The 26,592-nt window shown below is 65.8% G+C and carries 24 protein-coding genes and 1 tRNA gene; 7 read left to right on the top strand and 18 right to left on the bottom strand.

The window, feature by feature from the left end; translation table 11 throughout:
- Positions 1–6 precede the first annotated feature (6 nt).
- Both L8K25_RS12830 and L8K25_RS12835 read left to right on the top strand, forming a co-directional pair.
- The gene (locus tag L8K25_RS12830; protein WP_242139385.1) at positions 7–2,166 is read left to right on the top strand and encodes an AAA family ATPase; all 2,160 of its coding nucleotides are present in this window, start codon (positions 7–9) and stop codon (positions 2,164–2,166) included.
- 74 nt (positions 2,167–2,240) lie between these two features.
- A complete protein-coding gene (locus tag L8K25_RS12835) occupies positions 2,241–2,837 on the top strand; it encodes a hypothetical protein (RefSeq protein ID WP_242139386.1) in 597 nt (198 codons plus the stop codon).
- Here L8K25_RS12835 and L8K25_RS12840 read toward each other — a convergent pair.
- The 8 genes from L8K25_RS12840 to epsC all read right to left on the bottom strand — a co-directional run bounded on the left by L8K25_RS12840 (position 2,798) and on the right by epsC (position 11,463).
- The gene (locus L8K25_RS12840) at positions 2,798–4,102 is read right to left on the bottom strand and encodes an O-antigen ligase family protein (protein ID WP_242139387.1); all 1,305 of its coding nucleotides are present in this window, start codon (positions 4,100–4,102) and stop codon (positions 2,798–2,800) included. The two genes, L8K25_RS12835 and L8K25_RS12840, sit on opposite strands and share 40 nt — an antisense overlap.
- A gap of 160 nt (positions 4,103–4,262) precedes the next feature.
- Entirely contained in the window at positions 4,263–4,922 is a 660-nt protein-coding gene (locus L8K25_RS12845; protein WP_242139388.1) for a sugar transferase, read from the bottom strand.
- A 183-nt stretch (positions 4,923–5,105) separates the two neighbouring features.
- On the bottom strand, positions 5,106–5,600 hold the full coding sequence (locus tag L8K25_RS12850) for a hypothetical protein (protein ID WP_242139389.1): 495 nt from the start codon (positions 5,598–5,600) through the stop codon (positions 5,106–5,108).
- A gap of 114 nt (positions 5,601–5,714) precedes the next feature.
- Positions 5,715–6,710, bottom strand: coding sequence for a cell wall hydrolase (locus tag L8K25_RS12855; protein WP_242139390.1), 996 nt, complete (start codon positions 6,708–6,710; stop codon positions 5,715–5,717).
- A gap of 102 nt (positions 6,711–6,812) precedes the next feature.
- Positions 6,813–9,251, bottom strand: a complete 2,439-nt coding sequence (locus L8K25_RS12860; protein ID WP_242139391.1) for a TonB-dependent receptor — start codon at positions 9,249–9,251, stop codon at positions 6,813–6,815.
- A gap of 203 nt (positions 9,252–9,454) precedes the next feature.
- Entirely contained in the window at positions 9,455–9,694 is a 240-nt protein-coding gene (locus L8K25_RS12865; protein ID WP_242139392.1) for a hypothetical protein, read from the bottom strand.
- Between the two features lie 27 nt (positions 9,695–9,721).
- Positions 9,722–10,444, bottom strand: coding sequence for a gamma-glutamyl-gamma-aminobutyrate hydrolase family protein (locus L8K25_RS12870; RefSeq protein WP_242139393.1), 723 nt, complete (start codon positions 10,442–10,444; stop codon positions 9,722–9,724).
- 38 nt (positions 10,445–10,482) lie between these two features.
- Positions 10,483–11,463, bottom strand: a complete 981-nt coding sequence (epsC, locus tag L8K25_RS12875; RefSeq protein WP_242139394.1) for a serine O-acetyltransferase EpsC — start codon at positions 11,461–11,463, stop codon at positions 10,483–10,485.
- Positions 11,464–11,631: 168 nt separating this feature from the next.
- Here epsC and L8K25_RS12880 point away from each other — a divergent pair, with 168 nt between their 5' ends.
- Positions 11,632–12,978, top strand: a complete 1,347-nt coding sequence (locus L8K25_RS12880) for a dicarboxylate/amino acid:cation symporter (protein ID WP_242139395.1) — start codon at positions 11,632–11,634, stop codon at positions 12,976–12,978.
- A gap of 95 nt (positions 12,979–13,073) precedes the next feature.
- Here L8K25_RS12880 and L8K25_RS12885 read toward each other — a convergent pair whose 3' ends face one another.
- Positions 13,074–14,111: an SDR family NAD(P)-dependent oxidoreductase gene (locus L8K25_RS12885; RefSeq protein ID WP_277923619.1), complete on the bottom strand. Its 1,038-nt coding sequence runs from the start codon at positions 14,109–14,111 to the stop codon at positions 13,074–13,076.
- 114 nt (positions 14,112–14,225) lie between these two features.
- Here L8K25_RS12885 and L8K25_RS12890 point away from each other — a divergent pair, with 114 nt between their 5' ends.
- Positions 14,226–14,855: a TetR/AcrR family transcriptional regulator gene (locus L8K25_RS12890; protein ID WP_242139397.1), complete on the top strand. Its 630-nt coding sequence runs from the start codon at positions 14,226–14,228 to the stop codon at positions 14,853–14,855.
- A 159-nt stretch (positions 14,856–15,014) separates the two neighbouring features.
- Here L8K25_RS12890 and L8K25_RS12895 read toward each other — a convergent pair whose 3' ends face one another.
- On the bottom strand, positions 15,015–15,920 hold the full coding sequence (locus L8K25_RS12895) for an aromatic alcohol reductase (RefSeq protein ID WP_242139398.1): 906 nt from the start codon (positions 15,918–15,920) through the stop codon (positions 15,015–15,017).
- Positions 15,917–16,351, bottom strand: a complete 435-nt coding sequence (locus L8K25_RS12900) for a pyridoxamine 5'-phosphate oxidase family protein (RefSeq protein WP_242139399.1) — start codon at positions 16,349–16,351, stop codon at positions 15,917–15,919. The genes L8K25_RS12895 and L8K25_RS12900 overlap by 4 nt, the downstream gene beginning before the upstream one ends.
- An 82-nt stretch (positions 16,352–16,433) precedes the next feature.
- On the opposite strand from L8K25_RS12900, the gene L8K25_RS12905 reads away from it, so the two are divergent.
- Positions 16,434–17,102 carry a TetR/AcrR family transcriptional regulator gene (locus L8K25_RS12905; protein WP_242139400.1) on the top strand — a complete coding sequence of 223 codons (669 nt, stop codon included), beginning with the start codon at positions 16,434–16,436 and terminating at the stop codon, positions 17,100–17,102.
- A gap of 151 nt (positions 17,103–17,253) precedes the next feature.
- Here the strand turns inward: L8K25_RS12905 and L8K25_RS12910 are convergent, their stop codons facing one another.
- Positions 17,254–18,159, bottom strand: coding sequence for a LysR family transcriptional regulator (locus L8K25_RS12910; protein ID WP_242139401.1), 906 nt, complete (start codon positions 18,157–18,159; stop codon positions 17,254–17,256).
- Positions 18,160–18,254: 95 nt separating this feature from the next.
- Here L8K25_RS12910 and L8K25_RS12915 point away from each other — a divergent pair, with 95 nt between their 5' ends.
- On the top strand, positions 18,255–19,214 hold the full coding sequence (locus L8K25_RS12915; protein WP_242139402.1) for an NAD(P)H-binding protein: 960 nt from the start codon (positions 18,255–18,257) through the stop codon (positions 19,212–19,214).
- A 297-nt stretch (positions 19,215–19,511) separates the two neighbouring features.
- Here the strand turns inward: L8K25_RS12915 and pepF are convergent, their stop codons facing one another.
- Both pepF and L8K25_RS12925 read right to left on the bottom strand, forming a co-directional pair.
- The gene (gene pepF / locus L8K25_RS12920; protein WP_242139403.1) at positions 19,512–21,377 is read right to left on the bottom strand and encodes an oligoendopeptidase F; all 1,866 of its coding nucleotides are present in this window, start codon (positions 21,375–21,377) and stop codon (positions 19,512–19,514) included.
- 501 nt (positions 21,378–21,878) lie between these two features.
- Positions 21,879–21,969: transfer RNA gene (locus L8K25_RS12925), tRNA-Ser, on the bottom strand.
- 112 nt (positions 21,970–22,081) lie between these two features.
- Here L8K25_RS12925 and L8K25_RS12930 point away from each other — a divergent pair.
- Positions 22,082–22,981: a peptidylprolyl isomerase gene (locus L8K25_RS12930; protein WP_242139404.1), complete on the top strand. Its 900-nt coding sequence runs from the start codon at positions 22,082–22,084 to the stop codon at positions 22,979–22,981.
- A gap of 53 nt (positions 22,982–23,034) precedes the next feature.
- Here L8K25_RS12930 and L8K25_RS12935 read toward each other — a convergent pair whose 3' ends face one another.
- Genes L8K25_RS12935 through L8K25_RS12950 form a run of 4 tightly spaced genes read right to left on the bottom strand, consistent with a single transcriptional unit; the run spans position 23,035 to position 26,536 of the window.
- A complete protein-coding gene (locus L8K25_RS12935; RefSeq protein ID WP_242139405.1) occupies positions 23,035–23,634 on the bottom strand; it encodes an ABC-type transport auxiliary lipoprotein family protein in 600 nt (199 codons plus the stop codon).
- Positions 23,631–24,602, bottom strand: coding sequence for an MlaD family protein (locus tag L8K25_RS12940; protein WP_242139406.1), 972 nt, complete (start codon positions 24,600–24,602; stop codon positions 23,631–23,633). The genes L8K25_RS12935 and L8K25_RS12940 overlap by 4 nt, the downstream gene beginning before the upstream one ends.
- Before the next feature lie 3 nt (positions 24,603–24,605).
- Positions 24,606–25,439: an ABC transporter ATP-binding protein gene (locus L8K25_RS12945; protein ID WP_242139407.1), complete on the bottom strand. Its 834-nt coding sequence runs from the start codon at positions 25,437–25,439 to the stop codon at positions 24,606–24,608.
- On the bottom strand, positions 25,439–26,536 hold the full coding sequence (locus L8K25_RS12950; protein ID WP_242139408.1) for an ABC transporter permease: 1,098 nt from the start codon (positions 26,534–26,536) through the stop codon (positions 25,439–25,441). Before L8K25_RS12950 ends, L8K25_RS12945 begins: the two co-directional genes overlap by 1 nt.
- Positions 26,537–26,592: the final 56 nt, after the last annotated feature.

Consider the following 26,592-nt stretch of genomic DNA (forward strand, 5'->3'; position numbering starts at 1 on the left):
CGCAGCATGGACATGACTCTCGAACCGCAGCATTTGCCCCAGGGCAGTCGTCTCGACCAGAGCCGCCATATCGGACGAAAGCCCGTCACGCTGGCCGCGCTAGGCGCCACGCTGCGTCGCCGATGGAAGGTGATCGGTGCGACGATCCTGGTATGTACGCTCGTCGCCATCGTCGGCGGCCTGTTGATCACGCCGCAATATGACGCGGTCGCCCGGATCCGGATAACCCCGGCAAAGCAGGCTCCGCTCGATTTCGACACCGCGAAGGACGGACCGCTCGACCAGGCGCTGGTCAACACCGAGATGGCCACGATCCGTTCCCGCGATATCGCACGCCGTGTCGTCACGCGATACGGATTGCAGGGCGATCCGGAATTTGCGGGCCCAGCCGTAAGCGCGCGGCGCGGACCGATCGCAACCGCCCATGCGATCGAAACCGCAACGTCGGCCGTCCTCCGGCAACTCACGGTCTTGCAGCAGGAAAAGAGCTACGTCCTGACGATTGGCCTGCGTTCGCGCGATCCCGTCAAAGCGGCGCGGCTCGCCAATGCCATGGCCATGGCGTATATCGACAGCACGGCGGACCTGCAGACGAGCACGGCGACGCGACAGGAGCAAAGCGGGCAGACGGCGCTCCAGCGGCTTGGCGGCGAAGCCGAAGCGGCGGAGGCCAGCGTTGCGCGCTACCGTGCCGACAGCGGCATCGTGCAGGGGGGCGGGGTCGGCACGATCAACGAGCAGCAGGTGGTGCCCGTGTCGCAACAGCTCGCGACCGCCAAGGCCGAGGCCGCGGCGTTGCGTTCGAATGTCGCGGCTGCGGAGCGGCAGATCGCGGCCGGCGGCTCGGACACGGTCTCGGCGGTGTTGTCCGCACCGGCAATCAACGACCTGCGCCGTCAGCGCACCGAAGCCGAGCGCCAGCGGGCCCAGCTCGCCGCGCGGTACGGGGACAAGTTCCCCGCGCTGGTCCAGAGCAACCAGCAGATCGTGGCGCTCGACCAGCAGATCGGGCTCGAACAGACCCGGATCATCGAAGGCTTGCGCAGCGCGGCACGATCCGCGGCAGCCAAGGCCGCGGACCTGCAGCAACAGCTCGATGCGCTCAAGCAGCAGATCGCGCTGAACCGTCAGGCCGCGGTCCGTGCCGACAGCTTGCAACGCAAGGCCGATGCCGCGACCGCGGCCTATAACCGGATGGCCGGCACGGTCCAGCAGGCCGCCCAGGCGCAGCGCAGCACCGAACCGCAGGCGCGCTTGTTGGAAGCCGCCGTCGTGCTGGCACGGCCAACCTATCCCAATCGCGCGGCGATCGCGGTGGCGGGCATGCTTGCCGGCTTCGTCCTCGGCATCGGGGCGGCGGCGACCACGGAAGCATTGCAGACCACGATCCGTAGTCCGGAAGAGATCGAGACGATGCTCGGGCTGCGCTTTGTCGGAGCCGTCCCGCAATTGGGGCGTCGTCGCCTGGTCGACGAGAACGGGCGCAGCTGCACGCCGGCGGAGACCCTGCACCACCGACCGGTTTCGGCGTATGCCGAAGCCTTTCGGACCGTCCGCACGGTGATCCGCCCTGGCGGTGCGAAAGTCATCGCAATCGGATCGACCTTGCCGTCCGAGGGCAAGACCACGAGCGCGCTGTCGCTGGCGCGCGTCATGGCGCTGTCCGGCGACCGCGTCCTGTTGATCGACTGCGATGTCCGCCGTGCCGGGCTGGCGCGTGATCTCGCTTGCTTGCCGATGCTCGGAACGCTCGAGGTCCTGCGTGGCGAGGCGACGCTCGCGCAGGCGGTGTGCCCAGACGCGATCGCGGGGCTCGACCTGCTGTACGTGTGCGCTCCGACATTCACGCCCGTGGACCTGTTCGACACCGGCGCGATGGCAACACTGTTGGGTCAGGCGCGCGAACACTATGACCACGTCGTGCTCGATACGCCGCCCTTGCTGGGGATCGCCGACGCGCGGACGCTGGCCAAGCTCGCCGATGGGGTTCTGCTGCTGGTCAAATGGAACGCCACGCCGGTGTCCGCGATCGATACCGCGCTGGCGGGGCTCGAACAGGATAGTGCGGTTGTGCTGGGCGGGGTGCTCACCATGGTCGATACGCATTCCGAGGCGATGGGCGGGCTCTATTATTCATCTCGCTACAACCGGTATTACGAACAGTGAGAGGGCGGCGCCGGCTTCGCCGCGGCCTATGGTCCGGTTTGTCGCCGTCCCCCGTCCTGGCTAGCGTTGCCTGTTTGCTAGGGTGCCTCGGTGCGACCAAGCTGGCGCAGGACGAAGGGCTTGCGGCGGGCATCGCGGCGGCGGCGGGGGAGCGGTCCGCCTCTGCGCGCGACACGGCGCTCGAAGCCTATGGGGATCGTTCCCCGGCGCACCTGCCGCAGCGAGCGATTGCGCCACTGGCGCAGCTCGCGATCAACGGCGCGCATCTGGGAGCAAGCCCAGCCTTGCGGGCGCTGAACGCAGTGCGCGCCAAGGCGTTGATCGACCATCTGGAACGGACACGCCCCGGTCGGGACACGACGGTGTTGCTGGTCACGCAACGCGAATTGCTGGTGAATCATGGCGCCACGGCCGCCGCACTCGGCGCCTTTGCGGGCAGCTACAGGGTTCGGCCGTTCTATGCCGCCTTCGCCGCCTGGCGGATCGCCTTTGCGCGGATCTACTGGTCGGCGCTGGACCCGGCGACGCAACGGGCGGTGATCGAGGAAGCCGTCTGGCAGACACGCTACGACAATGGGCGTCGTGGCGGGATCGAGCGGCTGCTGGGGGATTCCCCCGCTGCCGCAGCTTATCAGTTGCGCATGGTCGCGATCGGCCATGGTGCGGGATAAACGGACGTTTCCGTCGACCCGGTGCGTGGCGGGGCCCGGCGACCGAGCAATCGCCCCCAGGCAAGACCCAGCAATACTGCGCATAGCGCGGCGATGGCCGGAACATTGAGGGCGATATCGGCGATCGATCCTGCAACCGCGACCGCTACCGCAAGCAACAGGGACAGGCCGATCGCGGATGTCCGTGCCGATGGTGCGCGACACAGGCGCCACAGCAGGTTGACCAGCGCGATCGCGACCAGGGCAACGGCGGGCCAACCCGCCTCGATCGCAAACTGCAGAACCACATCGTGCGCGGCGCCGAAATCCCCGACCTGCAGAACCGTTTCGGGAGTGAGGCTGCGTTGGTTTGCGACGGCAAAACCGCCCAGGCCATAGCCGGACAGCGGCGCGTGCATGGCCATCGCGGCGTAATGGCGCAGGATCGCGATCCGGCTCGCGCCATCGTCGCCGACCGCACCATAGCGTTCGAATACGGTGGCCGTCGACAGCCACAGCGCAGCGGCGGCCATTCCCAGCGCGCCTGCCCAGAGGGGACGCCGGAGGCGCTGGCGGCCACCCCGGACGGTTGGAAGGAGCGCGACGACGAAAATGATTTGCGCGACGCAGGTCGCCGCGAAAGCGGTGCGCGACTGGGACAGGGCGACCAGCACGGTCGCCATCATTGCGCCGGTTGTCGCGACCGCCGCGGCGATCGACGGCCAGGCGCGCGCGCGATCCCGCCATTCCCGCCAATAGTCGTGCGCAACGCCGGTCATCAGCAGGCTGATCATACCGTAGCTGATGCCTGCCGCATTGGCGTTGCCGATCAAGCCGCTGAAGCGGTGGTAGCGATGGTCCTCGATCAACGGTCCCAGCAATTCCGGGCTGCCGAACGCGCGCAGGGCCAGTGTCGCCGTCATCAGGATCGCGGCGAACAGGCATAGCCATCGAGCGGTCATGCGCGCAAATCCCCGCAATCGGCCGGCGTGGGCAGCGGCCAACAGAAGGGCGACCAGCGAAAAGGCATGGCACCAGGCAACGCCCAGGAGGTCCGGGTCCAGCGGCGGGGAGACCAGCCCCGCTGCCAGGCGGGGGCGCAGCGGGAGCGCAACCCATGCCAGCAGCAGCAGCAGTGGTGCGGCGACTGGTGCCATCCGCAGAGCGAGGCCGGTATCGCTCGGCAAACGCGCAAAGGCGACGGCGGCCCAACCCAGATACAGGATCGAAGCGACGGCGGACAGTAGCGCCGCATTCGCGCCCTCCATCGCGAGCGGCAGGATCAAGATCAGCGCCAGACCCCGTGAAAGCCAGCGTGCCCCGCGCGCCGGGCGCAGACCGATCCCCACCGCGCGCGACCGGCGCGGTAGAGCAGGCGGTGGTGACGACCCGTACGCAAAGGGGACGTCCGACCGCCCGGTTGCCCGATGGTCGCGAAATTCGGGGCTAGTACGAGCCACGTTGCAACAGCACGGCGGGTAGCGTCAGCACCATGATCCGTCCGTACAGGCCAAGGCTTCTGCGACGCGCATAGACGACGTCCAGCGCCACGCGGCGGCGATAGGTCGTGTTGTTGCGGCCGCTGATCTGCCACAGTCCGGTCAAGCCGGGGCGCAGAGCGGTATAATGGACAAACCGGCGACCATAACGGGGGATCTCTGCGGCGACGATTGGACGCGGGCCGACCAGGCTCATCGATCCTTGCAGCACGTTCAGCAATTGCGGCAATTCGTCGAGGCTGGAGCGACGGAGGAATCGTCCCAGGGGCGTGACGCGCGGATCGTGTCGCAGCTTGTGATCGAACAACCATTCGGCACGGGCACGAAGATCACACTCCAACAGGGCCGCAAGCCTGGCGTCGGCATCTTCGGTCATGGTGCGAAATTTCAAGCACTGAAACTCGTGTCCTTGATAGCCGATCCGACGCTGCGAATAGAAAGCGGGGCCGGTGCTGGTGGATTTGACCAAGGCGGCGACGAAGATCAGTAATGGTCCAAAAAAGATCAGGAGAACTATGCTGATCGCTATATCCAGCAAACGCATGGCGTCGTGAGGAATGCCGGGAATATCCAGATCGATTCGCGTGACGGTGTCGACCTGATCCATACTGCCCCCACGGTTGGATTTATCGAATCACGATCGATATGCTCTCGTGTAAAATATTAAGGGAATATGGAATTATAGGTAATTCTATAAATGTAGTATGCCGGTAAGTATAAATCCGCCACGGGATTTGGATTCCGCCACTTTACTGGCAAGCGCGGGCGCGGACTTTGCGCGGCTGACCGCCTAGAGGGGTTCCGCTGGCATTCCGTCGACGGCGGGTGCCGCCGTTTCGGCGGGGCGTGCGGGTCGCAATCGCATCGCAGCCCTGCGACCCACTGCAATTGCCGGCGCTTCGACGAACAGGAACGCTGCGAAGGATACGAGCGTGACGAGGATCACGGCAACGGGGTAGAGCCAGACGATCCACGCGAACGGCCGCCCGGCGAGCATTGGCTGCGCGGCGCTGAAGGCGACATGCAGGACAATTCCGTGCAGCATGTAAATGCCGAACGAACATTCTCCGAGCACATATGCCCCGCGGTTTGCGACGACCCCGCCGATCCGGTTGCCCGCCGCGACGATAAAAAGGAAGAAACCGAGCGGGAACAGCACAGGGAGCGCCAGGGGATTGTGGATCGTCGTCAGGATCCCGCCGACGACCAGGACCGTGACGATCGCTACGCCCGGATGGCGTGCCCAGGCGCACGGATGGCGAGAAAGGATCAGACGCGCGATCATGCCGCGTATTTATCGCTTACGCCCGCTCCGAGATGCTCCACCCAAGCCAACAGGCAGACGGTTCGCGGCATACCGAAACGGACCAAGACGCCAACTCCATGCCGGGTGGCGACTTCAGGTTCCCGGGATGGCGAGAGCAGGGCGGTCCCGTCGTACCTTCGGATAGAAGTCCCGCGGAGACTTGGCCGAAGCGGTCGGCACGGCGGCGGGGTTGGTCGATGCTACGGGTTCGGTCGGCGCGGTCGCTGACCGGGACGGCGCGGCCAGTGGCCCGTCGCGCAGGTCCGTTGCGGACACCGGTGGCGCGCCATCTGGACCGGGCGGCATCGTGGTCGCAAATTCCGTAGGTATCTCCGCATGTTCCAGCGTCGGCGCGACCGAGGCCATCGCATATCCGCCGTAAGGACGGGGCGGCCTGTAGAAGACGTGATGGCCGATGATGGCGACCTTCGACAGATCGCCGGCCCAGCGGGGAACGATCCAGATCGCGTGATAGTGCGTTGCCTGCCCGGCGGGCAGCGAAATTGCCCCGCGCAACGCCGCCTCGGCGACGCCGCGGGCGCGCGCCAAGGCGGCGGGATCGGGACGGCGGGCGAGCGATCCGTCGCAGGAGAAGGTGAACTGGCAACCGTCGCGCCGATCGGCGCCCTCATAGACCACGCCGCAGATCGTCTTGGGATAATGCGGATTGCGCAACCGGTTCAGAACGACCTGAGCGACCGCCTGTTGGCCGGCGATCGGCTCGCCGGCGGCTTCGTAATAGATTGCGGTGGCGAGACAGGTCGTGGATGCGCCGAAATCGGTCTCGGACAGCCAGGATGGATCGAACGGTGGGGGCGATGGATTGGTCGTCGCCAGCGCGCTTGCCAAATTCCGAGCCACTGCCTGTGTGGCGCTCAGATCGAGCGTCTGTTGCGGCAGGAAATGCTCGAGCGGGAGGTCTGCCGGGCGCGGCTGGATCGATCGCACGGTAGGGGGCGGCACGTCGCCCAACTGTACGATGTCCTGCGACGAAAACGCAACGCTATAGACCAGATATAATAGGCCGCTTCCGATCGATACTACAAACAGCGTACTATAAAGTATCGAGAGGCGGATCGGCGAGATCATGGCGCAATGGTGCTATCGCATCATTGATGGAGTCAATCGCCGTATTTGGAAACTATGCCGGAATACCGTCCGGGGCACCCTCAGGTGCCCCGGTTCGACCGCCTACCAGGCCAGGCTTACGCGGCCGTAAACATAGCGCCCGTTGAACCCGAACGGAGAGTAATACGGGAAGGCCGTCCCGCCATTGTTATAGTTGAGCACATTGGTGCCGGGAACCCGATTGGGGTAGACGTCGAACAGATTGTTGGCGCCGACCGAAAGCGTTGCCGCCCGTGCCACTTTTGCCCGCAGTTCGGCATCGACCAGGAAGTGCCGACCCGTATCGACATAATCGACGAGCGAGGACGCGGGCTGCGTCACGCTGCCGTAATAGGTCCCGCGCAACGTGGCGCCGAACCGGTCGAGCGACCAGTCGGCCTGGCCGACCACCTTGACCCTTGGCGTGCCATGTTCGAACGCGGCGACCCGCTGCGGGCCAAACAATGCCGGGACCGCGACCGTGCCCGTGCCGGTCGGCACGCTGGTGATCTTGACCTCATTGAGATTGGCGGAAGTGGTCAGGTCGAACAGGCCATAGCTGGTCCGCTGCGTCCGGTAGTGCGCGATGATGTCGATGCCCTTGGTGGTCGACCGCAAACCGTTGACGAAGAAGCGCGCCGCCGTCACGTTGAACGGTGCCAGCAAGGCCGCAATCGCGGCAGTGTTGTTGACGCCGCTGCCGAGGTTGTCTGACAGCGCGATCTGGTCGCGGATCTTGATCTGATACGCATCGACCGAAAGGTCGAATCCGCCGAACCGGAGCACGCCGCCCCCCGACAGGTTGAACGACTTTTCCGGCTGCAGCGGCTTGCCGCCAAGTGCGGTTGCGACCGGGTAGGTCGACGGATACAGGCCGGTGTCCACGATCGTCGCGACCCCATTGACGTTGGTCGTCAGCGGCTGGGTCAGGGTGTAGAAGGATTGTTGCAGCGACGGGGCCCGGAACCCGTTCGACACCGTCCCGCGCAGCGCGAAATGCGGCCCGAAATCATAGCGTGCGGAGAATTTGCCGGTGCCGGTCGTGCCGAAGTCCGAATAGCCCTCGCCACGACCGGCGAGACCGAGCGTCAGGTCGGCGATCTTCGCTTCCAGGTCCAGGTAGATGCCGATGTTGCCGCGGTGCCGGTCCAGCGCATTGGCTGGCGTAAAGCCCTGGAAACCCTGTGCTCCGCTACCGAGCGCGGTGTTGCCCCCAAGCGGTCCGCGCGCATAGGATTCGACCTGGCCCGGGGTAATTTTGAAACTCTCGTAGCGTGAATCGATGCCCCAGGCGACGTTAAGCGTACCGCTGCCGAGGCCGAACTGCTTGTCGACGTCTAGCCCCGCGGTGACCTGCGAATAGCGGACCCGGCCGTCGTAAAATTCGGTCGGCGACGCCGCGCCGTAGGTCGAATTGATCGAGTTGCGCGTGTCGAAGCGCAGCGCGTTGGCACCGAACGACGTGTTGAAATCGACGTTCCAGCCAGACACGACGCCCTTGACGCCGAGTGCTCCGTTGAAGTCGTCCGACCGTACGCCGATGCGAGGCAGGAAGCCGTTCGGATAGATCGAGGGAACGGTATTTACGTTGCCGGCTAGGCGATAGAAGGCTGCGCTGATGCTGTCACGATGCTGGTAGCCGCCATGCCCGTAGACCGACCACACCGCGCCGACCGGCACCGAAAAATTGACGAAGCCGCTATATTGCTCGACCTTCGGGTCGCCGAAATGGGAAATGATCGCATTCGGCGTCACGCGCCGGTCGAGATCGCCGCGGCTGGTGCGGTCGCGATTCTGGTAATCGCCCGAGACGGTCAGGAACCCGCCGTCGCCGAGCTTGAACCCCTGCCACGCCGAGACATCGACGGTCCGGCCGTCGTTGCGGTGATAGTTGGTGCGCGCGGTCGAGACGTCGGTGACATATTCACCGAAGCTGACGTTCGCGCCGCCACCGTGATCGGCCTTGCGCAGCCGCAGGTTGATGACGCCGGCGATCGCGTCCGAGCCATATTGCGCGGAGGCGCCGTCGCGCAGCACCTCGACGCTGCCCAGCGCAACCGTTGGAATCGTGTCGAGATCGAACGCGGCAGAGCCCCGCCCGACCGAGCCGTTGGTGTTGAGCAGCGCGGAGCTGTGGCCGCGGACACCGTCGATCAGGACCAGCGTCTGGTCCGGGCTGAGACCGCGCAGCGTGATCGGCCGGATCGAGTCGGTCGTGTCCACTGCGGCCGACCGGGGAAAGTCGATCGACGGAGCGACGGCGGCCAGCGCACTGGCGAGCTGGGGCGTGCCCTGATGCTGCAGCGTCTCGGCACTGAGCACGTCCACCGGCGAACTGCTGGCAAGTCGCGATCGCCCGGTGGTGCGCGATCCGGTGACGACGATGTCGTTCGATGCCGGAGGCGTATCCGAGGCGATGGCGACGGGGGCATCTGCTTGTTGCGCCTGCGCATGCGCCGTTCCGGCAACCATCATGGCAAGGGTCGAGGCTGCAACCGCGAGCAGCGGCCGGGGGGTGGTCATGTTCGGGTCCCTTTGGAATTTCTATGTAGTGGCACAGCGCCCTCGGGCGCTTTTGTGACATGCCCTTTGGCAGATTTGTCGATGCCGTGAAGCAAGGAAATCTATCGTTCGCAATTGCGAAAAATGGGCCCGGCAACGATGCCGGGCCGAGGCGCGCGCGGGAGCTTACCATGCGTGTTGGTCGTCGGTTCCCGGGCCGGAAACTAGGGGGTGTTGCCGATAGGCTCCCCTGCGTTCAGCGTTGCCGGGTCGGTTCGGGAAGCGTCATTCTCGTTACCGATGTCGTCGGTTGTCGCGGCATTGCCAGCCGTCGTCGAAGGATCGTCCCCCACGGCCGCGTCGACGACGGCCGTATTGGACGCGGCCTCCGGCTTCGCACAGGCACTTACGGTCAAAAGCAGCGCGGTGGCCGGCGCGACCATCAGTAGAATCTTGTGCATCATTTCCCCTTTCAACGATGGTGGATCCGATCAGCCGGCCGCCGCCGCGCGCAGCGACGTGCCGATGACAGTGAAGAAGGCGCGGCTTTCGGGGGAGCGCTCGGCGTCCCATTCGGGATGCCACTGCACGCCCAGCACGTCCGCTCCGCATGGTCGGGCGCGGACCGCTTCGACCAATCCGTCGTCGGCGGCGACGGCCTCGATCGTAAGCCCGGCACCGAGGCGATCGATCCCCTGTTCGTGGACCGAATTGACCGACATGCGCCGCTGCCCGGTCGATCGCGCGAGCAGTCCGCCGGCCCTCAGCTCGACATCGTGACAATGGCCGAACAACTCCTGGTAACACCCATCCCAGGATCCGCGATGGTGCCGGGCATGGCATGCGGTCGAAAGCGTACCGCCGAACAGCACGTTGATTTCCTGCAGGCCGCGGCAGATGCCGAATACCGGCTTCCCCGCTTCGATCATGCCTCCGGCGAGCGCGAGCGCGACCGTATCGCGGTCCGGATCACGGCGCTGCCCGGCGGGAAGCGGACCGCCGCCATACTGTTCCGGCGCAACGTTGGAGCGCGAGCCGGTCAGCAACAAGCCATCCAGCAGCACGATCAGCGACGCGATGTTGGCATCGTCGCGGACCGCCGGCACCAGCACGACCGCGGCATCCGCTAAGCGGGACAGCGGCGACAGGAACCGCGTGGCGACCGACTGCACCGGTCGCCCGTTGTCTTCGTTGCAGCACAGGACGCCGATCACGGGCCGGGCGCTCGTGCAGGGCGAGGGGTTTGCACTGCTCAATGCGCTGCTGCCCGTTGCAACACGTCTCGCAGGTCCCGCCCTGCCGCTGGAGCCAGCTGCACCGCTTCCGGTTGCACCAGGACGCTGTCTTCGGGGACGTCGGACAACAGCCAGACGTTGCCGCCGATCGTCGATCGCGCACCGATCGTTACGCGGCCCAGGATCGTCGTGCCGGCATAGACCACGACATCGTCGCCCAGGATCGGATGGCGGGAGTGGCGTTCCCGCACATCGTCGCGCGTGAGCCCGGCCGGGCTGCGCGCGCCCAGCGTGACATGCTGGTACAGCCGGACCCGCGCACCCACGATAGCGGTTTCGCCGATGACGACGCCGGTGCCATGATCGATGAAGAAGCTCTCGCCGATCGTAGCACCCGGATGGATGTCGATCCCGGTGCGCTCGTTGGCCATCTCGGACAGCACGCGCGCAACGATCGGCGCGCCCAGGTTGTGAAGTTCGTGGGCGATGCGGTGGTACAGGCTCGCGATGGCGCCCGGATAGCAAACGAGGATTTCATCGACGCTGCGCGCTGCAGGATCGCCGAGGAACGCTGCCTCGACATCGCTATCCACCCGCCGCCGGATGTCGCCCAACGTCGCCGTGAACAGGCGCGCGATCGTCGCGGCCTGATCGGGCTCGAACGGCCCGGCTTCGTGCTGCCAATAGCCGATCTCGGCCGCGATCTCGCGTTCGAGCGCCGTCAGCGCAGCGCGCAGCTTCCCCGCGACGAACGCGTCCTCCTCGACCGCCGAGCCGCGGAAATGGCCGAGCCGTCGCGGATACAGCGCAGATGACAGCAAGGCGACCACCTGTTCCAGACCTGTACGGGACGGGAAGCTTGCAACGTCGCGCGCCTCTTCCTGGCGGGCGCGCCACCCCGCTCGCGCAGTCCGATGGTCCGCCACCGCGTCGTCGATCGAAGGCGGCGCCGTCGGTACGGCGCGAGGCTGAGCGGATATGTGCGTCCGGTTGATCATGATCGCCTCCTGAAGCCAACATATCCTATCAAGCCGATAGGATATGAAAGAATTGCTTCGACCGGCGCAAGGATGGCTTTGCGGACGCGCGCGACGGGTTGGTTCAAGAGGCTCGCGCCCTGCGCGTCAGCGTGGCGGAGCCTTGCCAGACGTTATCGGAGCCTGCCCATGTCCTCTTCCGAACCAGCCGAGCGCTCTGTGCCGCGCCTGCCATTCGGTGCGCAGGTCCTGCTGGGCATGGCGATCGGACTTGCCCTGGGGTTTGCCGGGCGCGCGCTGGACGGAGCGTCCGGCGCGCTGTTGGGGGAGACGCTCCACACGGTCGGCCAGATTTTCGTGCAGCTGCTGAAAGCGCTGGTGCCGCCACTCGTGTTCACCGCGATCGTCGCGTCGATCGCGGCACTGCGCGATCTGGAGAATGCCGCCAAGCTGGTCGTCCAGACGCTGCTGTGGTTCGCGCTGACCGCGCTGATCGCGGTAACCATCGGCATCGTTCTTGGGCTGGTGATCGAGCCCGGTCTGCATGCCGGCATCGACCGCGCCGCCGCCAAGCTGCCGTCGAGCAGCGGAAGCTGGCTCGATTTCCTGAAGGGCCTGGTTCCGGCCAACGTTTTCGGCATCGGCGCGTCGACCACGATCGACGAGAGTGGAGCAAAGACGGCAATATCCTTCAATGTGTTGCAGATCATCGTCGCCGCCATCGCGATCGGCGCGGCGGCGGTCCGTACGGGGGAGGGCGGCGCCGGGTTCCTGGCGTTCAACGCCTCCGCGTTGATTGTCTTTCGCCGGCTGTTGCGCTGGGTAATCGCGCTCACGCCGATCGGGACGGCGGCCCTGATTGGCGACGCGGTGATCCGGTACGGCTGGAGTTCATTATCGGCGCTCGGCGCGTTCGCGGGGGCGGTCTATCTCGGGCTCGCCTTGGTGTTGTTCGTCGTCTACCCGCTCCTGCTGCTGGCGAACGGCCTGAGCCCGCTACGCTTTTTCGGCCATGCCTGGCCGGCGATCCAGTTGGGCTTCGTCTCACGCTCCTCGGTCGGGACGTTGCCGATGACCGAGCAGGTCACCGAACACGGTCTCGGTGTGCCCCGCGCTTATGCGGCCTTCGCCGTACCCCTGGGCGCGACGACCAAGATGGACGGCTGCGCGGCGATCTACCCCGCGCTGTCCGCGATTTTCGTCGCGCAGTTCTTCGGCCTGTCGTTGCACGCTTCGGACTATGGGTTGATCGCGTTCGTCTCGGTGATCGGATCGGCCGCGACCGCGGGATTGACGGGCGCCACCGTGATGCTGACGTTGACCTTGTCGACGCTGGGACTGCCGCTCGAGGGTGCGGGGCTGTTGCTGGCAATCGATCCGATCCTCGACATGGGGCGGACTGCGGTCAACGTCGCAGGCCAGGCGCTGGTACCCACGATCGTGGCAAAGCGCGCAGGCATCCTCGATCTGGCGCTCTTCGGGCAGGACCAGGCGCGCATGCCCGTCGGCGGGGAACACCGCGGGCAGCCGGCATGATGTCATGTGCGATCGGAAGCCAAGCGACGACGGGGGTGATCACAGCCATGGCTTGGTCCTCGCACCATTACCGGCGGCTCCCGCCGTCTTGACGGCTAGAGCAGCGGGCGAGAACCCCGATCGGAATCGGCGGCCAGTGCTCCGTGACCGACATGCCTGCCGGACACCGCCCTCAACCATTCCGGGTGAGTCACATCGACGCCGGAGACGTTGACGACTGCTTGCCAAGCAGCTTCCTGACTGGCGCCGTCGAGGAGGTGGGGTTGGCGTTGCACTTCCATCGGGCCCGAGAACTTCCCCATGGCCGAGGCGAAGAATTGCCCTGAAACGTCGGTGCCGAACGCCGATGCCTGGATGTAACGACCGGCCGCGATCTCCGGCGCCTGATTCATGCCGGGAATGCGGTTCACGATCGGGATCATCAGATACTTCAGCAACGGGCCAGCGTTTCGCGCGACGTTGGTGGCGTTCGACGCACCGGGCGACACAGCGTAGACGGCCATGCCGGCGGGTAGCCGGCGCGCCAACGCCTCGGCCCACCACGCGATCATCAGCTTCGCGTCGGCATACGCCGTGTTGGGCGCGTATTTTACCTTCGGTCCGCTGCGGATCAGGGCTTCGGCCGCCGCGGTATAGTCGCCGCCATAGTCTTTTGCGGCGAACGCCGGCAGGTCGGTATAGCTGAACATGGGGACACCCCCGCGGGCAGGCTCCGCGCTGGTGATCACAATCCGCGCGTCAGGGCTCAGCAAATTGGCATTGAGCAGCCCGACGGCCAGTGCATGGTGGCCGATCAGCGGGGCCTGCGATGCCTCGATACCCTCGGCTGTGATCACCCGCCGCCTGGTCGGGACCAATCCGGCGTTGAGCAGCAGAAAATCGATCGGCCGGCCGCCTTTGGCGAGATCGGCAAGCGCGGACGTGACGCTGGCGGCCGTGTTCAGATCGAGCGCTAGCGGGCTGAACACTCGTTTGCTGGTCCCCGCCACAAGCTGCGCGGCGGTATCCTTGGCCGCGGCCAGGCTGCGCCCCGTTACGATGACGTCCTGCCATCCCCGCTCAGCGAGCAAGCGGGCTGCGGCATAACCGAGCCCCGACGTGGCGCCGGTGACGAGAGCGATCGAATGTCTCATATTCGGTTCCACGATAAGAGGTAAAGCCAGACGGCTTTCGGGCCCGCTTGCTATTTATGGACTAGTTCCGTACATATTTGGGTCAAAGGACGTGGTCAAGGATTATTGGACTGAATGCTAACAAATCCGGGCAGGTCGCGCGGGCGTCCGCGAAACTTCGACGAAAGCGAAGCGCTGAGCAAAGCCACGCAGATCTTCTGGTCGAAAAGCTACGAGGGTGTCGCGATCGACGATCTCATCACGGGCATGGGCGTTGGACGGCAGAGCCTGTATACGGTCTTCGGGGACAAGCGGACGCTGTTCCTGCGTGTCCTTCGTTCGTACGCTGAGCGGAAGGGCGCTGGTGCCGCGAAGGCGCTCTTCTCGCCGCTGGCGCTTCGCGACGCGATCGCCGGTTTCCTGCGGCATGCCGTGGAAGCTGCGACGGAGGAAGGGTCCGTGCCGGGATGCCTGATGGTGTGCGTCGCGCCGCTCGTGGACGACGCCGAGGTCAGGCAGTTCCTGAAGGACGCCGCCGCTGGTGGACAGGCGCTGGTGGAACGCCGTCTGAGCGATGGGATCGGTGCGGGCGAAATCCCGCCTGACTTTCCCGTCGCCACGCGCGCGCGGCAGATTCTCGACCTCGCCCGCGGTCTGACGATGCATGCGCAGATCGGCGCACCGCGCGACGCACTCCGGCAAGATGCCGAGGAAGCTGCCCGCCTGGTGCTCCTGCCACCGCAGATGGTGCGGCCGGAGGGTTGACGCGGATTGGCGTGGACGTCGGAGCGGACGCTGGCAGGGTAGGGGGCAGCGTAAGATACCTGCTGGTCGGTCCGTAACTTCGCCAGCCGGTGAGAACAGCCGTAACGGGCTTCGGCGGCACCGGCGCGCTCGGCAGCCAGTACGGCGTGCCGTCGTCGGTCAGACGGTCGGGGCGAGCACGGCTTCGGCGCGGGTCCAGTCCGTCTTGCCGTAGCGGTCGTTATCAAGTGGCGAGAGCTTGCCGCGCCCGCTCGCCATGTCGCGGACATATTGCATGCCCTGCCACGCCGGGAACGGCGCATCGGTTTGCGGCGATAGCGCGCGCGCGATCCGGATCAGCGTCGAGAGACGCCGGAGCCCGCCCGCCCGGAACGGCTTCCACGCGCGCCCCTCGAGCCGCGTCATCAACGCCGCCAGATCGCGCGAAGACATGACGTCACCCGCGATCCGCAGGAAGCGGGGCGCAGCGGGATCGAGCGCCACGTCGGCGGTATAATCCGCGACATCGTCCTTCGTCGTGAAGTCGAACGGCTGGTCGACGTCACCCCAGTAGAGGATGCGTCGGAAGCGCGGCAGCACGATCGGCGCTTGGCCGGTCAACAAGTCCGCAAACGCGCCGTTGAGGATCGAGGTCGCATGGATCGGCGCGGCATCGACCCGCGCCATGAAGCGGCGCCGAAGGTCCATGTTGCGGTTGTCGCCGGGGCGGGTCTTAGCAAAATCGAGCGAGAAGTCGGACGGGACGAAGCGCGGTACGCCCGCCGCGACCGCCGCATCGAGCAGCCTGCCCTGAAGATCGAGAATGACCGGCTCCAGCCCGTTCAGGACCGAGACGACGCATTCCACGCCGGCGAGCGCATCCGTGAGCGCAGCGTGGTCGGCAAAATCGACCGCGACCGGCGTACCGCCGCACGCGCGCACCGCATCCTGCGCCGCGGCGGGCGTACCGTTGCGGACCAGCGCCCGCACCGCCACACCACGCCGGGCCAGCGCCGACACCACGCGGCCCCCCACGTCGCCCGTGGCACCTGCCAGCGCGATCGTCCGCGGCGCGCTATCGGTCACAGCGCGACCTCGCCTTCGTCGCTGCCGTTCCAATAATGGATGCGGCCGGCCTGCACGCAGATCATCACCACGCCGGGCGTATCGACGCCCTGTTCGAACCACCGGTCGAGATCCTTGGTCCAATGGCGCACGAACTGCGCCTTGTCGCGGATCAGCTCGGCGGTACCTTCAACCGCGATGAACAGCGGCGGGCCGCCAAGCAGGCCGGCCGCGCCGGTGAAGGTCAGCCCGACCTGCGCGTCGTGCGCGATATCGGACACTGTTCGCGCGCTTTCGAACGTGAAGAAGAAGCTGTCCCCGCGATACGCCACTTCGCCATTGTTGCTCATCGGCCGGCTTGCGACCGCGCCGCCCTCGGTACGGGTGGAAAGCATGCCGAAGTCGATCTTCCCCATCTTTTCGGACAGGTCCTCAAGGGTCATCGCAGCCATCACCAACCTCCATGTCAGAAACTGAACTGTACCGTTCAGTTCCATTCAACGGTCGAATGGACTATATGGTTGCGGGATGCAAATGCTCAGCAGTACGAAGCGTGATTCAGCCAAGCGCCGACGGGGGGGGCGACCCTCCGCCGACCAGGCCGGCGACGTCGATCGCCGGATTCTCGACGCCGCCACCGACCTGTTCCTGCGGCTGGGATATGACGCAACGAGCTGCGATCAGGTCGTGGTCCAGGCCGGGGCGGGGAAGGCAAGTCTCTACGCCCGCTATGCCAACAAGGAGGAACTGTTCGCGGCGGTGGTGCGGCGGATGGTCGATCATACGCTGGTCCCGTCAGGCGCGGTGCCGTGGGATCTGTCCGTCCAGGATCGGCTGCGCGCCGTGGGCCATAGCCTGCTCGAACATGCGTTGACCCCCGAGGCGGTCGCGCTGATGCGCGTCGTCGTCACCACCGCACATCGGATGCCCGATCTTGCCCGGTTGGTGGACCGGATCGGCCGCGATGGCGGTATCGCGTGCGTCGCACAGGCGATTGCCGGGGCAGACGCTGCGCCGGACCGGGTCGCGGAGGCTTCGGACGTTGCGGGTCGGTTCATCGACATGGTGTTCGTCCCGCACCAGATGCGCGCGCTGATCGGGGACGATCGCGCGCAACTGGATGCGACTGCCGTCCGGCGCATCGACGATGCGATCGAGCTGCTCACGCGCGCGGGGTGGCTGGATACAGCCGACGCGTCCTAGGCGGCTCGATCCGTCGCCTCCGATTACGACGCTTACGAGGAGGCTGCCATGTCGTCGGGCCGGAGGCCGCCGGCCACATCACCTTCCCTGTCCGTGCATGAACGGAAGCGGTGCAGGTGCCGAACGCGATCGAGCGATGTTCGAGGCTGGGTCAACTCCATTCCATATCGGGGACCGCCCCAACATGCGCAGCCATTCCCGCAACCAGCGCGTCGAACACGATCCGCATGCGGTGGGTCGACTTCAGGTCTTCGTGCATCGCGATCCACACCGGCAGGTGCGCGGTGAACGCTTCGCGGAGCACCGGCACGAGTTCCGGGTCGCGGCGGGCGATGGGATCCTGCAGCACGCCGATCCCGAACCCGGCCCGCACCGCAGCGATATGGGCAAGCTGGTTGTCGGTGCGCAGTGCGAACGCCGGAAGATCGGGCCAGACGGCATTGATGGTCCGCAAGGAAGCGGCATCACGGTCGAAACCGATCACGGCGTGGTGCGCGAGGTCTGCCGTGCGCGTGATTGGTCCGGATCGCGCGAGATAGTCACGTCGGGCATAGAGCCCCAGGCGGATGCGCCCGACCGATTTGGCAAGCAGCGCCTGCTGCTTGGGCTGCGTCATCCGGATCGCCAGATCGGCGTCGCGGCGCAGCAGGTCGGAAGAAGCATTGGTCAGCAACAGCTCCAGCGTCAGTCCGGGATGGGCGGTATGCAAGGCGGTCAGGATAGGCGGAAGCACCTCGGCGCCGATGACCTCGCTCGCACTGATGCGGACGACGCCGGCCGCCACGTCGGTCGGCGCGGAGGCGATGCGGACCAACGCTGCCGCCGCTGCCGCCATCGCCTCGGCATGGGGCGCCAGCGCTCGCGCGGCTTCGGTCGGTTGTAGTCCGCGCGCGGAGCGCGTGAACAGCCCGCCCGTGCTGAGCGTCGCCTCGAGTTCGGCGATATGCCGACCGGCGGTCGGCTGGGTAAGGCCAAGCGCGCGTGCCGCGCTCGACAGGCTGCCTTCGCGCATCACGGCGTCGAAGGTTCGCCACAGTTCCCATCCCGGACCGCTCATATCCATGCAATCCTGTATGGCCGCCCTGCGCTTTTCGCCAATTCTCGTTTACCCGATGTCGGTCCATCTTCCTAGCAGCAGCGAAGAGGTGCGACATGACGAAGATATCGAATACGGCGCTGGTGATCGGCGCGACGGGTGGCATTGGCGGCGAGGTCGCGCGTGTCTTGTCCGCCCGCGGCTGGGACGTGCGGGCGCTGCACCGCGATCCCGCGCATGCCGCGTCGAGCAATCCGGATCTGCACTGGGTTCAGGGCGATGCGATGGACCGGGCGTCGGTCGACCGGGCCGCCGCTGGCATGGCGGTGATCGTTCACGCGGTGAACCCACCGGGGTATCGCAACTGGTCCGGCCTGGTCCTGCCAATGCTCGACAACAGCCTTGCCGCCGCGACCAGACACGGCGCGCATGTGGTTCTTCCGGGGACGGTCTACAACTTCGATCCGGATGCCGGCGAGGCGGTCGACGAGTCGGCTGCGCAGCACCCGAAGACGCGCAAGGGGCGCATCCGCGTCGAAATGGAACGTCGGCTGGAGCGGGCGGCAGAGCAGGGGGCCAAAGCCCTCATCGTCCGCGCGGGCGATTTCTACGGGCCGCGCAGTGGGAACAGCTGGCTGGCGCAGGGCATGGTGCCGACGCCCGGGCCGGTGCAACGGGTCTTCAATCCCGCGCGCGCCGGCGTAGGGCATGCATGGGCCTATCTGCCCGACCTTGCCGAGACCATGGTGCGTCTGCTCGAACGGCGCGACGAACTTGCCGCTTTCGACCGTTTCCATTTCGGCGGCACCTGGGTGGACGACAATCGCAGTTTCGCCGAGGCGATCCGTCAGGCGGCGGGTCGGCCAGATGCGCCAATCTACCCTTTTCCCTGGCCAGTGATCCATGCGCTTGCGCCCTTCAACGAAACGGTGCGCGAGATGCGGGAGATGATCTATCTGTGGCGCCGGCCGCTGCGGCTGATCGATGCAAAGCTGCGGCAATTTCTGGGTGACGTACCAGGCACACCGCTGGACGAAGCGTTGCGCACCACGCTGGCTGGGCTCGGCCGCGCTTGACGATGGGCTGCGGCTAGGGGCCTCCGCCTGACGGCCGCGTATCTTCGCTGCAGGCGCACGGCGGAACAGGGCGACCGGCGGGCATGACCGCACCGCGATCAGCGAGACGGGCGACGACATGGAATGCGCCGTTGTGGACGCGGTGGACGCCGATATCGGCTTTTCCTCCACGTCAGTCGGCGCGCGTGGAGGGGATCCGTCTGGACGAGCAAGCGGCTTCCGCCACGACCCGGGGGGCATGGCGGAAGCCGGCGCTCGCTAAGAACCCTGCAACGTCGCGATGCTCTACCCGCTCGACTAGCCGATCAACGCCTCGACCTGGTCGAGCGTGTCCTTGAACGTCGCGACCACCGCGCGGTACGGCACGGGGCTCGCCATGTCGAGACCGGCGCGCTTGAGGATCTCGGTCGGATAATCCGACCCACCGGACTTGAGCATCGTCAGGTAAGTGTCGCGCTCCTTCGCCCCGCCGTTCAGGATCGAATGCGCGAAATACGAGGCCGCCGAGACGCAGGTCGCATATTGGTAAACGTAGAAGCTGGTGTAGAAGTGCGGAATATACGCCCATTCGGCGGCATAGGCGGGATCGATCGCGACCTTGGGGCCGTGATATCGCTTGAGCAGGTCGAGATAGAGCGCGGTGAAGCGCTCGCCCGATAGCCCCTCGCCCGCCTCGGCCTTGTCGTGCACCGCGAGCTCGAACTCGGCGAACATCGTCTGGCGGTAGAAGGTCCCGCGAATGCTCTCGAGCTGCTGGCCGAGATAGAAGAGTTTCTCCTGCTTGGTCTTGGCCTTGGCGACCATATAGGCCGCGAGCAGCAATTCGTTGCAGGTCGATGCGATCTCGGCGAGGAAGATCGGGTAATCGGCCTTCTCGTAGACCTGCGTCTTGTTGGCGAGCAGCGTGTGCATCGCATGCCCCCATTCGTGCGCGAAGGTGGTCATCCCCTCGTAATTCTCACCGAGGTTGAGCAGCAGATAGGGGTGCACGTCGTATGCGCCGGGGTTCATGTACGCGCCCGCTTTCTTGCCCGGTCGCGGCAGCGGGTCCATCCACTTCTTGGCGGTCGAGGCGCCGAGCAAGGCGACATACTCCGGCCCCAGCGGCTTGACCGCCTCGAGCACCGTCGTGCGCATTTCGGGGATGGTGACCTTCCGGTCGAGCGACACGATCGGCGGATATATGTCGTAATAGGCCATGTCGGGCAGGCCGAGCATCTTGCGGCGCACTTCGAAATAGTGGTGCAACTGCGGCAGGCCGGCATTCGCCTCGGTCACCAGCGTGCGATAGACGCGCTCGGGCACGTTGCGCTCAGATAGCGCGGCAGCGAGCGACGTCGGATATTTGCGCGCCTTCGCCTGATATATATCGGCCTTCACATGCGCGAGATAGGCAGCGCCGAGCGAGCTTTTGAACTTGCCATATTCCGCCCAGAACGCATCGAACACCGCCTTGCGATCGGCGCGCACCGGCGCGTCGCGGTTGAGCGTATAGGCTTGGTCGTCGAGCCGAACCGCCTTGCCGGTCGACAGCGTGATCGTTGGCCAGGGGATGTCCGACCCGACCAGCAGTTCGCGCACGTCGCCCGGCCCGGCAAACGGCGCGCCGGTACCGGCGAGCAGCACTTCGCCTTCGGGCGAGAGCGTATGCGGCGCCTGGCGCAGCGTATCAGCGAGATAGACATCGAAACGTGTCGCGAGCGTCGTGTTGGCGGCGAGATAGCCCTCGATCTTCGCCTTGCCGAGAGTCAGAATCTCGGGCGACGTCCACGACACCGCCTCGCTCAATGCGGTAAACATGTCGGCGACCTGCGCGAGCTTTTCCTGGTTCGCCGAGACGCGCAGATCGGCGTCGCTCTTGAGCGCGGCATAGGTCGAGACGCGCGCACTGTCGCGGGCGAGGTCGGACTGCGCGACCAAGGCGGCGGCCAGCGCGTCGGCTCCGGTGCCAAGCGTGCCCTTGTATTTGGCGAGCGAGGGAATCTTCGTCAGAACGGCCTTGCGCGCGGCATCCCAGCTCGCGTCGTCGGGATAGATTTCCCGAAGATCCCACGCCGCCACGTCCGCGACGGCGGTCCGGTCCTGTGCCCAGGCGGGGAGCGCGGTAGCGACGGCGGCGAAAGCAGCCGCGGCAAGAGCGTCGCGGCGTGTCAGGTCGGTCATCACGGTCCCCCCGGTAGGTGTGTTGGCGGCATCATGTCGTATCATGCCGCCCGAGGGAAGGCGCTTAGGATCGCGAGTTGCACACCGTTGCAGAGGGTGTGGCGATGCCGCTCATTCTCGAACGGTCGGGGCATGGTGCCGGTCCACGACCGAGCCTTGTTCGACGACCGCGAACTGGAGATGAGCCCGGCAGTCCCACCGACGAGTTGATTACAACCGCGCTCGAGCGGTCGTCGATCGGCAGACGCGCTACAAGACCGATCGTTTCTAACGCATCGCTTCCGTCAGAAGGCCAGCGGGCTCGGCCAGAAAAAGGCGTTCGGTTCCTGCTATCGAGCTCGCTCAACGAAGGTCCGAGATTGGCGCGGTATAAATCGCCGAGGCTGGCGAGTTCCGAGGTAAGCGTCCGGCGGCGTTCGGCCTCACGCACACTCGTCATCGGGAAGCGGTTGTGGAAACCGAAGACTTATTCGGAATTCTTCGTTTCAACTCGGAGGGTAGTGGCGGAGCGGGAGGGATTCGAACCCTCGATACGCTTTTGACGTATACTCACTTTCCAGGCGAGCGCCTTCGACCACTCGGCCACCGCTCCGCATGTCCTGGACAGGAGGCTGGCCCTAGAGCGTCGCGCGCGCCTGTGCAAGCGCGCAACATGCCGACCGGGGGGATTGCATGTTTTAGGCTCGGCATGGCACCATCCCGCCATGACCTTTATGCCCTTCATCCTTGCGCTCGTCGCCGCTCAGGTGGTTTCCGCGACGCCGCCTCCTGCGAAGGCAACCGCTGCGCAGATTGCCGCCGCGGCGCCTGCCGCCGCCTGGAACGCGATCGCGCCCGAAGACCTGCTGGTGATCGACTTTGCCGACGGGCAGCGCAGCGTGATCTGGCTCGCGCCCGATTTCGCACCGGTGCATGTCGCGAACATCCGGACGATCGCGCGCAGCGGCTGGTGGGGGGATGCAACCGTTTATCGCGTCCAGGACGATTACGTCACGCAATGGGGCGACGCGTCCGAAAAGAAGCCTCCCGCCGCCGGAATCACACGACGCCCCCCGGCCGAATATGAGTGGGCGTGGGGCGCGCATGGCCAGGCCGTCGCGAACCCGTATCGCGACGCCTATGCCGCGCGGACGGGATTTACGCCGACCGGCTGGGCCGTCGCGGGGGACGGGCGGCGACAATGGTTGCCGCATTGCTATGGCATGGTCGGCGTCGCGCGCGATCTCGCACCAGATACGGGGACGGGCGGAGACCTGTATGCGGTGATCGGCCACGCGCCGCGCCACCTCGACCGCAACATCGCGCTGGTCGGGCGGGTGATCGACGGCATGGCGGCGCTCTCCGCCTTGCCGCGCGGGACCGGGGGCGGGCTTGGCCTGTATGAGGATCCAAAAATGCGCGTGCGGATCAAACGGATCGCGATCATGGCAGATATGCCGGCTGGTGAACGGCCGGTCTATCAATACCTGCGACCCGACGCTCCGGCCTTTGCCCTCACGCTGGAGGCGCGCGCGAATCGTGGGCTGCCGTTTTTCACGGTGCCGGCGGGCACCGCGGATCTGTGCAATCTGATGGTACCGGTGCGCAAGGCACCCACTGGCTAAGTCGCGCCATGCGCCCCGGCGACGGTCGAGGCCATCGCCGGAAGGTAGAGCGGCTAGCGGCCGACCCAGTCCGCTACTTCGACCGCGACCTGGTTCGCGGCGGTGTTCAGCGCGGCGCCAACCGGCGCTGCGGCAATGGCGCTGACGGGTACGCGCGCTTCGAAGCGACGCTTTTCCACGACCTTGCCGGTGCTGCGGATCAAGGATCCGTCGAACGCCACGACTGCCATGTTGGTGCCGGCATCGACCCCGAACGCGCGCAGCTCGCCGGACAGGACCGCCCCGGGATCGGAAAAGGATTGCGCGCTACTCAGCACGATCCGCCCGGTGCGCGGTGGAATCGTGTCCGACAGCAGCCGGGCGAACATCCGCGATGGCGGTTCGACCCATTGCGCCTTGGCGACATAGGCGATCGTGGTGGTGCTGGCCTGGACCGGGACCCGGACCCCGGCCAGCGCCTGTGCGACCGCGGGTACCTGGATCGTGATCGTCGGCGAGGTGCTCGACGACTGCGTCTGGTTGACCGGCAACGTATTGGCCGAGGTCAGCGTGAGCAGCGAGGGCGGCGGCTTCGCGGCAAAGCTGATACAGCCGGACAGCGACGCCAGTGCGGTCAGCGCGAGCAGCGATTTGGTCGAACGGATCATGGTCACTGTCCCTTTCCGGGCTTGTAATCAGGCAGCTTGGATTGGCCGACCAGCGCCCCCGCGCCCCCACGATCGACCTTTTCGGCGACCGAGGTGAGCGCCATCGACATTTGGCGCAAGTCGTGGACGAGCTGGCCGACCTCGGGAATGGTCTGCTTGGAGAAGGCCTGCAGGCCCGGCCGGGCATCGCCGATCGCGGCATCGAGCGTCTCGGCGCTATGCTGGGCTGAGGCGATCGTCTTGTTCAGATTGGCCATGACCGGGCGGACGTCGTCCTTCAGCACGCCATTGGTCGTATCCGCGAGGCTGCCGATCTGCTGCGCAGCGACACCCGCCTTCTGGATCGCGACCCGCGTCTCCGCGAGCGTCGCGGCAATCTCGGGCCCACGATCCGCCAGTGCCGCGCTCAGGCGATTGGTATTGGCGAGAATACCCTGAATCGACTGCTGGTTCTTGTCCGAAAGCATGTCCGACAGACGTTCGGTCAGCGTCGAGATGCGTTCGAGCAACTGCGGCGCCGAGCTCAGCAACGCACCGAGACCGCCGGGCTTGGTCGGAATGGTCGGAACGCCGTTGGGGCATTCCGCGAGCGGATTGTCCGTCGGGCAAGCGATCGGCGCGGCGCCCTTGACGGCGCCGTCGAGCTGCACCGTGCTGGTGCCGGTGAAGCTGCCCTGCAGCGATGCGGTCGTCCCGATCAGGATCGGCGTATCGGGATTGACGCTGATGCGGACACGCACGAGCGAGGGATCGGGCTTCCACAGCGCGATCTCCTTGACCTGTCCCGATACGACACCGGAGAAGGCGACCGCCGATCCCTTCGCCAGGCCGTCGACCGACTGCTTGAAGAAGATGTCATATTCCTTGTCCGTGGCCGTGCCCCAGCGCAGGATCCAGACGAGGAACAGCAGCATCACCGTCAGCAGGATGAGCACGACCGATCCGACCAGCACGTGGTTTGAGCGGGTTTCCATCAGCTATTGCCCTTCCGCTGCAGCGTCAGCATGTTCGTTACGCTCGATCGTCGCCACCGCGGCGCGGCCGCGCGGCCCCTTGAAATATTCCTGGATCCACGGATGATCCAGCGCCAGCAACTCGTCGATCGTGCCGACCGCGATCACTTTCTTGTCCGCCAGCACCGCGATCCGGTCGCAGATCGCATACAGCGTATCGAGATCATGGGTGATCAGGAACACGGTGAGCCCGAGCGTCTTCTGCAACGACTGGGTAAGTTCGTCGAACGCGGCCGCGCCGATCGGGTCCAGTCCGGCGGTGGGTTCGTCGAGAAAAAGCAGTTCCGGGTCGAGCGCGAGGGCGCGGGACAGGCCCGCGCGCTTCTTCATGCCACCGGACAGCTCGGACGGGAATTTTGGTCCGGCGTCGGCGGGCAAACCGCTCATGACCACCTTATAGGCGGCGATCTCATCGAGCAGCGCCGGATCCAGTTCGGGGTAAAATTCGCGCAGCGGAACCTGGACGTTCTCGGCCACGGTTAGCGTGGAGAACAGCGCGCCACCCTGGAACAGGACGCCCCACCGCTTGGTGAGATCCGTGATCTCGATCTCTTCGCGATCCACGGTGGTCTCGCCGAACACTTCGATCGTTCCCGACATCGGTGTCTGCAGGCCGATGATGGAGCGCATCAGCACGGACTTGCCGGTGCCCGATCCGCCGACCACGCCGAAGATCTCGCCGCGGCGGACCGTTAGGTTCACCCCGTCATGGACGAGCTGCTCCCCGAACCCGTTGACCAGATCGCGGACGACGATGACGTCGTCATTCTCTTTACCCTTGGCGTTGCCGGTTTCCATCACACCCATCCGATCGAGGTGAAGAACACCGCAAAGAACGCATCGAGCACGATCACCAGGAAAATCGCCTGCACCACTGCGGCGGTCGTGCGGGTGCCGACCTGTTCGGCATCGCCCTCGACCAGCATGCCCTGGAAGCAACCGGCCATGGCGATGATCAGCCCGAAGAAGGGGGCCTTGATCAAGCCGACGTACAAATCGGTGACCGGCACGACTTCGCGGATGCGCTGGACGAACGTTACCGGCGGAATGCCGAGCGAAACCCAGCACAACAGGCCACCGCCGACGATGGCGATGATCGAGGCGTACATGCCGAGCAGCGGCATCATCACGACCGATGCGATCACGCGTGGCAAGACCAGCGCTTCCATTGGCGAAACGCCGATCGTCCGCATCGCGTCGATCTCCTCGGTCAGTTTCATCGTGCCCAATTGCGCGGCGAACGCCGATCCCGAACGGCCGGCGACCATGATGGCGGTCATCAGAACCCCGAGTTCGCGCAGCGTGATCCGGCCGACCAGATTGATCGTGAACACCTCGAACCCGAATTGTTGCAACTGTACCGAGCCCTGCTGCGCGATCACGATCCCGATCAGGAAGCTCATCAGCCCGATGATCCCCAACGCGGTGACGCCGACGACTTCGAACCGCTGTACCACCGCATTGAAGCGGAACCGCTTTGGATGCGTTGCGACATTCCAGAACGCGATCAGCGTCGCGCCGAAGAATCCGAGCAGACCGTACAGGGTTTGCCCCGCCGAAACGACGGCATCGCCGAGTTCTCCGACGACGCGTGTAAAGCTGCCGACTGGGGCAGGGCGCATCGCGACGGGCTGGTCGGCATTGGAGACCTGTTGCAGCAGATGCTCACCATCTGCATCTAGGCCGAGGATGTCGGCATCATGCTGGGCAGCAAAGCGGTGCACGATCCACGCGCCGACGGTATCGATGCGATCGATCCCGGCCAGATCGACATGCGCGACCTTTCCATCAAAGGCGCGGAGACGCTCGGGCAGGTCCCCGATCTGGGCGAGCGACAGGCTGCCGGTAAAGCGTATCGTGTCGCTGTCTTGGGAGAAGGCGGCCGGTTCGGTCATTCGCGCCTTCCTTGCTGCAATTGGACTGGATCGGCAAGCGTTGCTGTGGTCTGAAC

Origin of the sequence: Sphingomonas sp. TREG-RG-20F-R18-01 (genome assembly GCF_022662475.1) — a bacterium.
In the GTDB taxonomy this organism is placed as follows: domain Bacteria; phylum Pseudomonadota; class Alphaproteobacteria; order Sphingomonadales; family Sphingomonadaceae; genus Sphingomonas.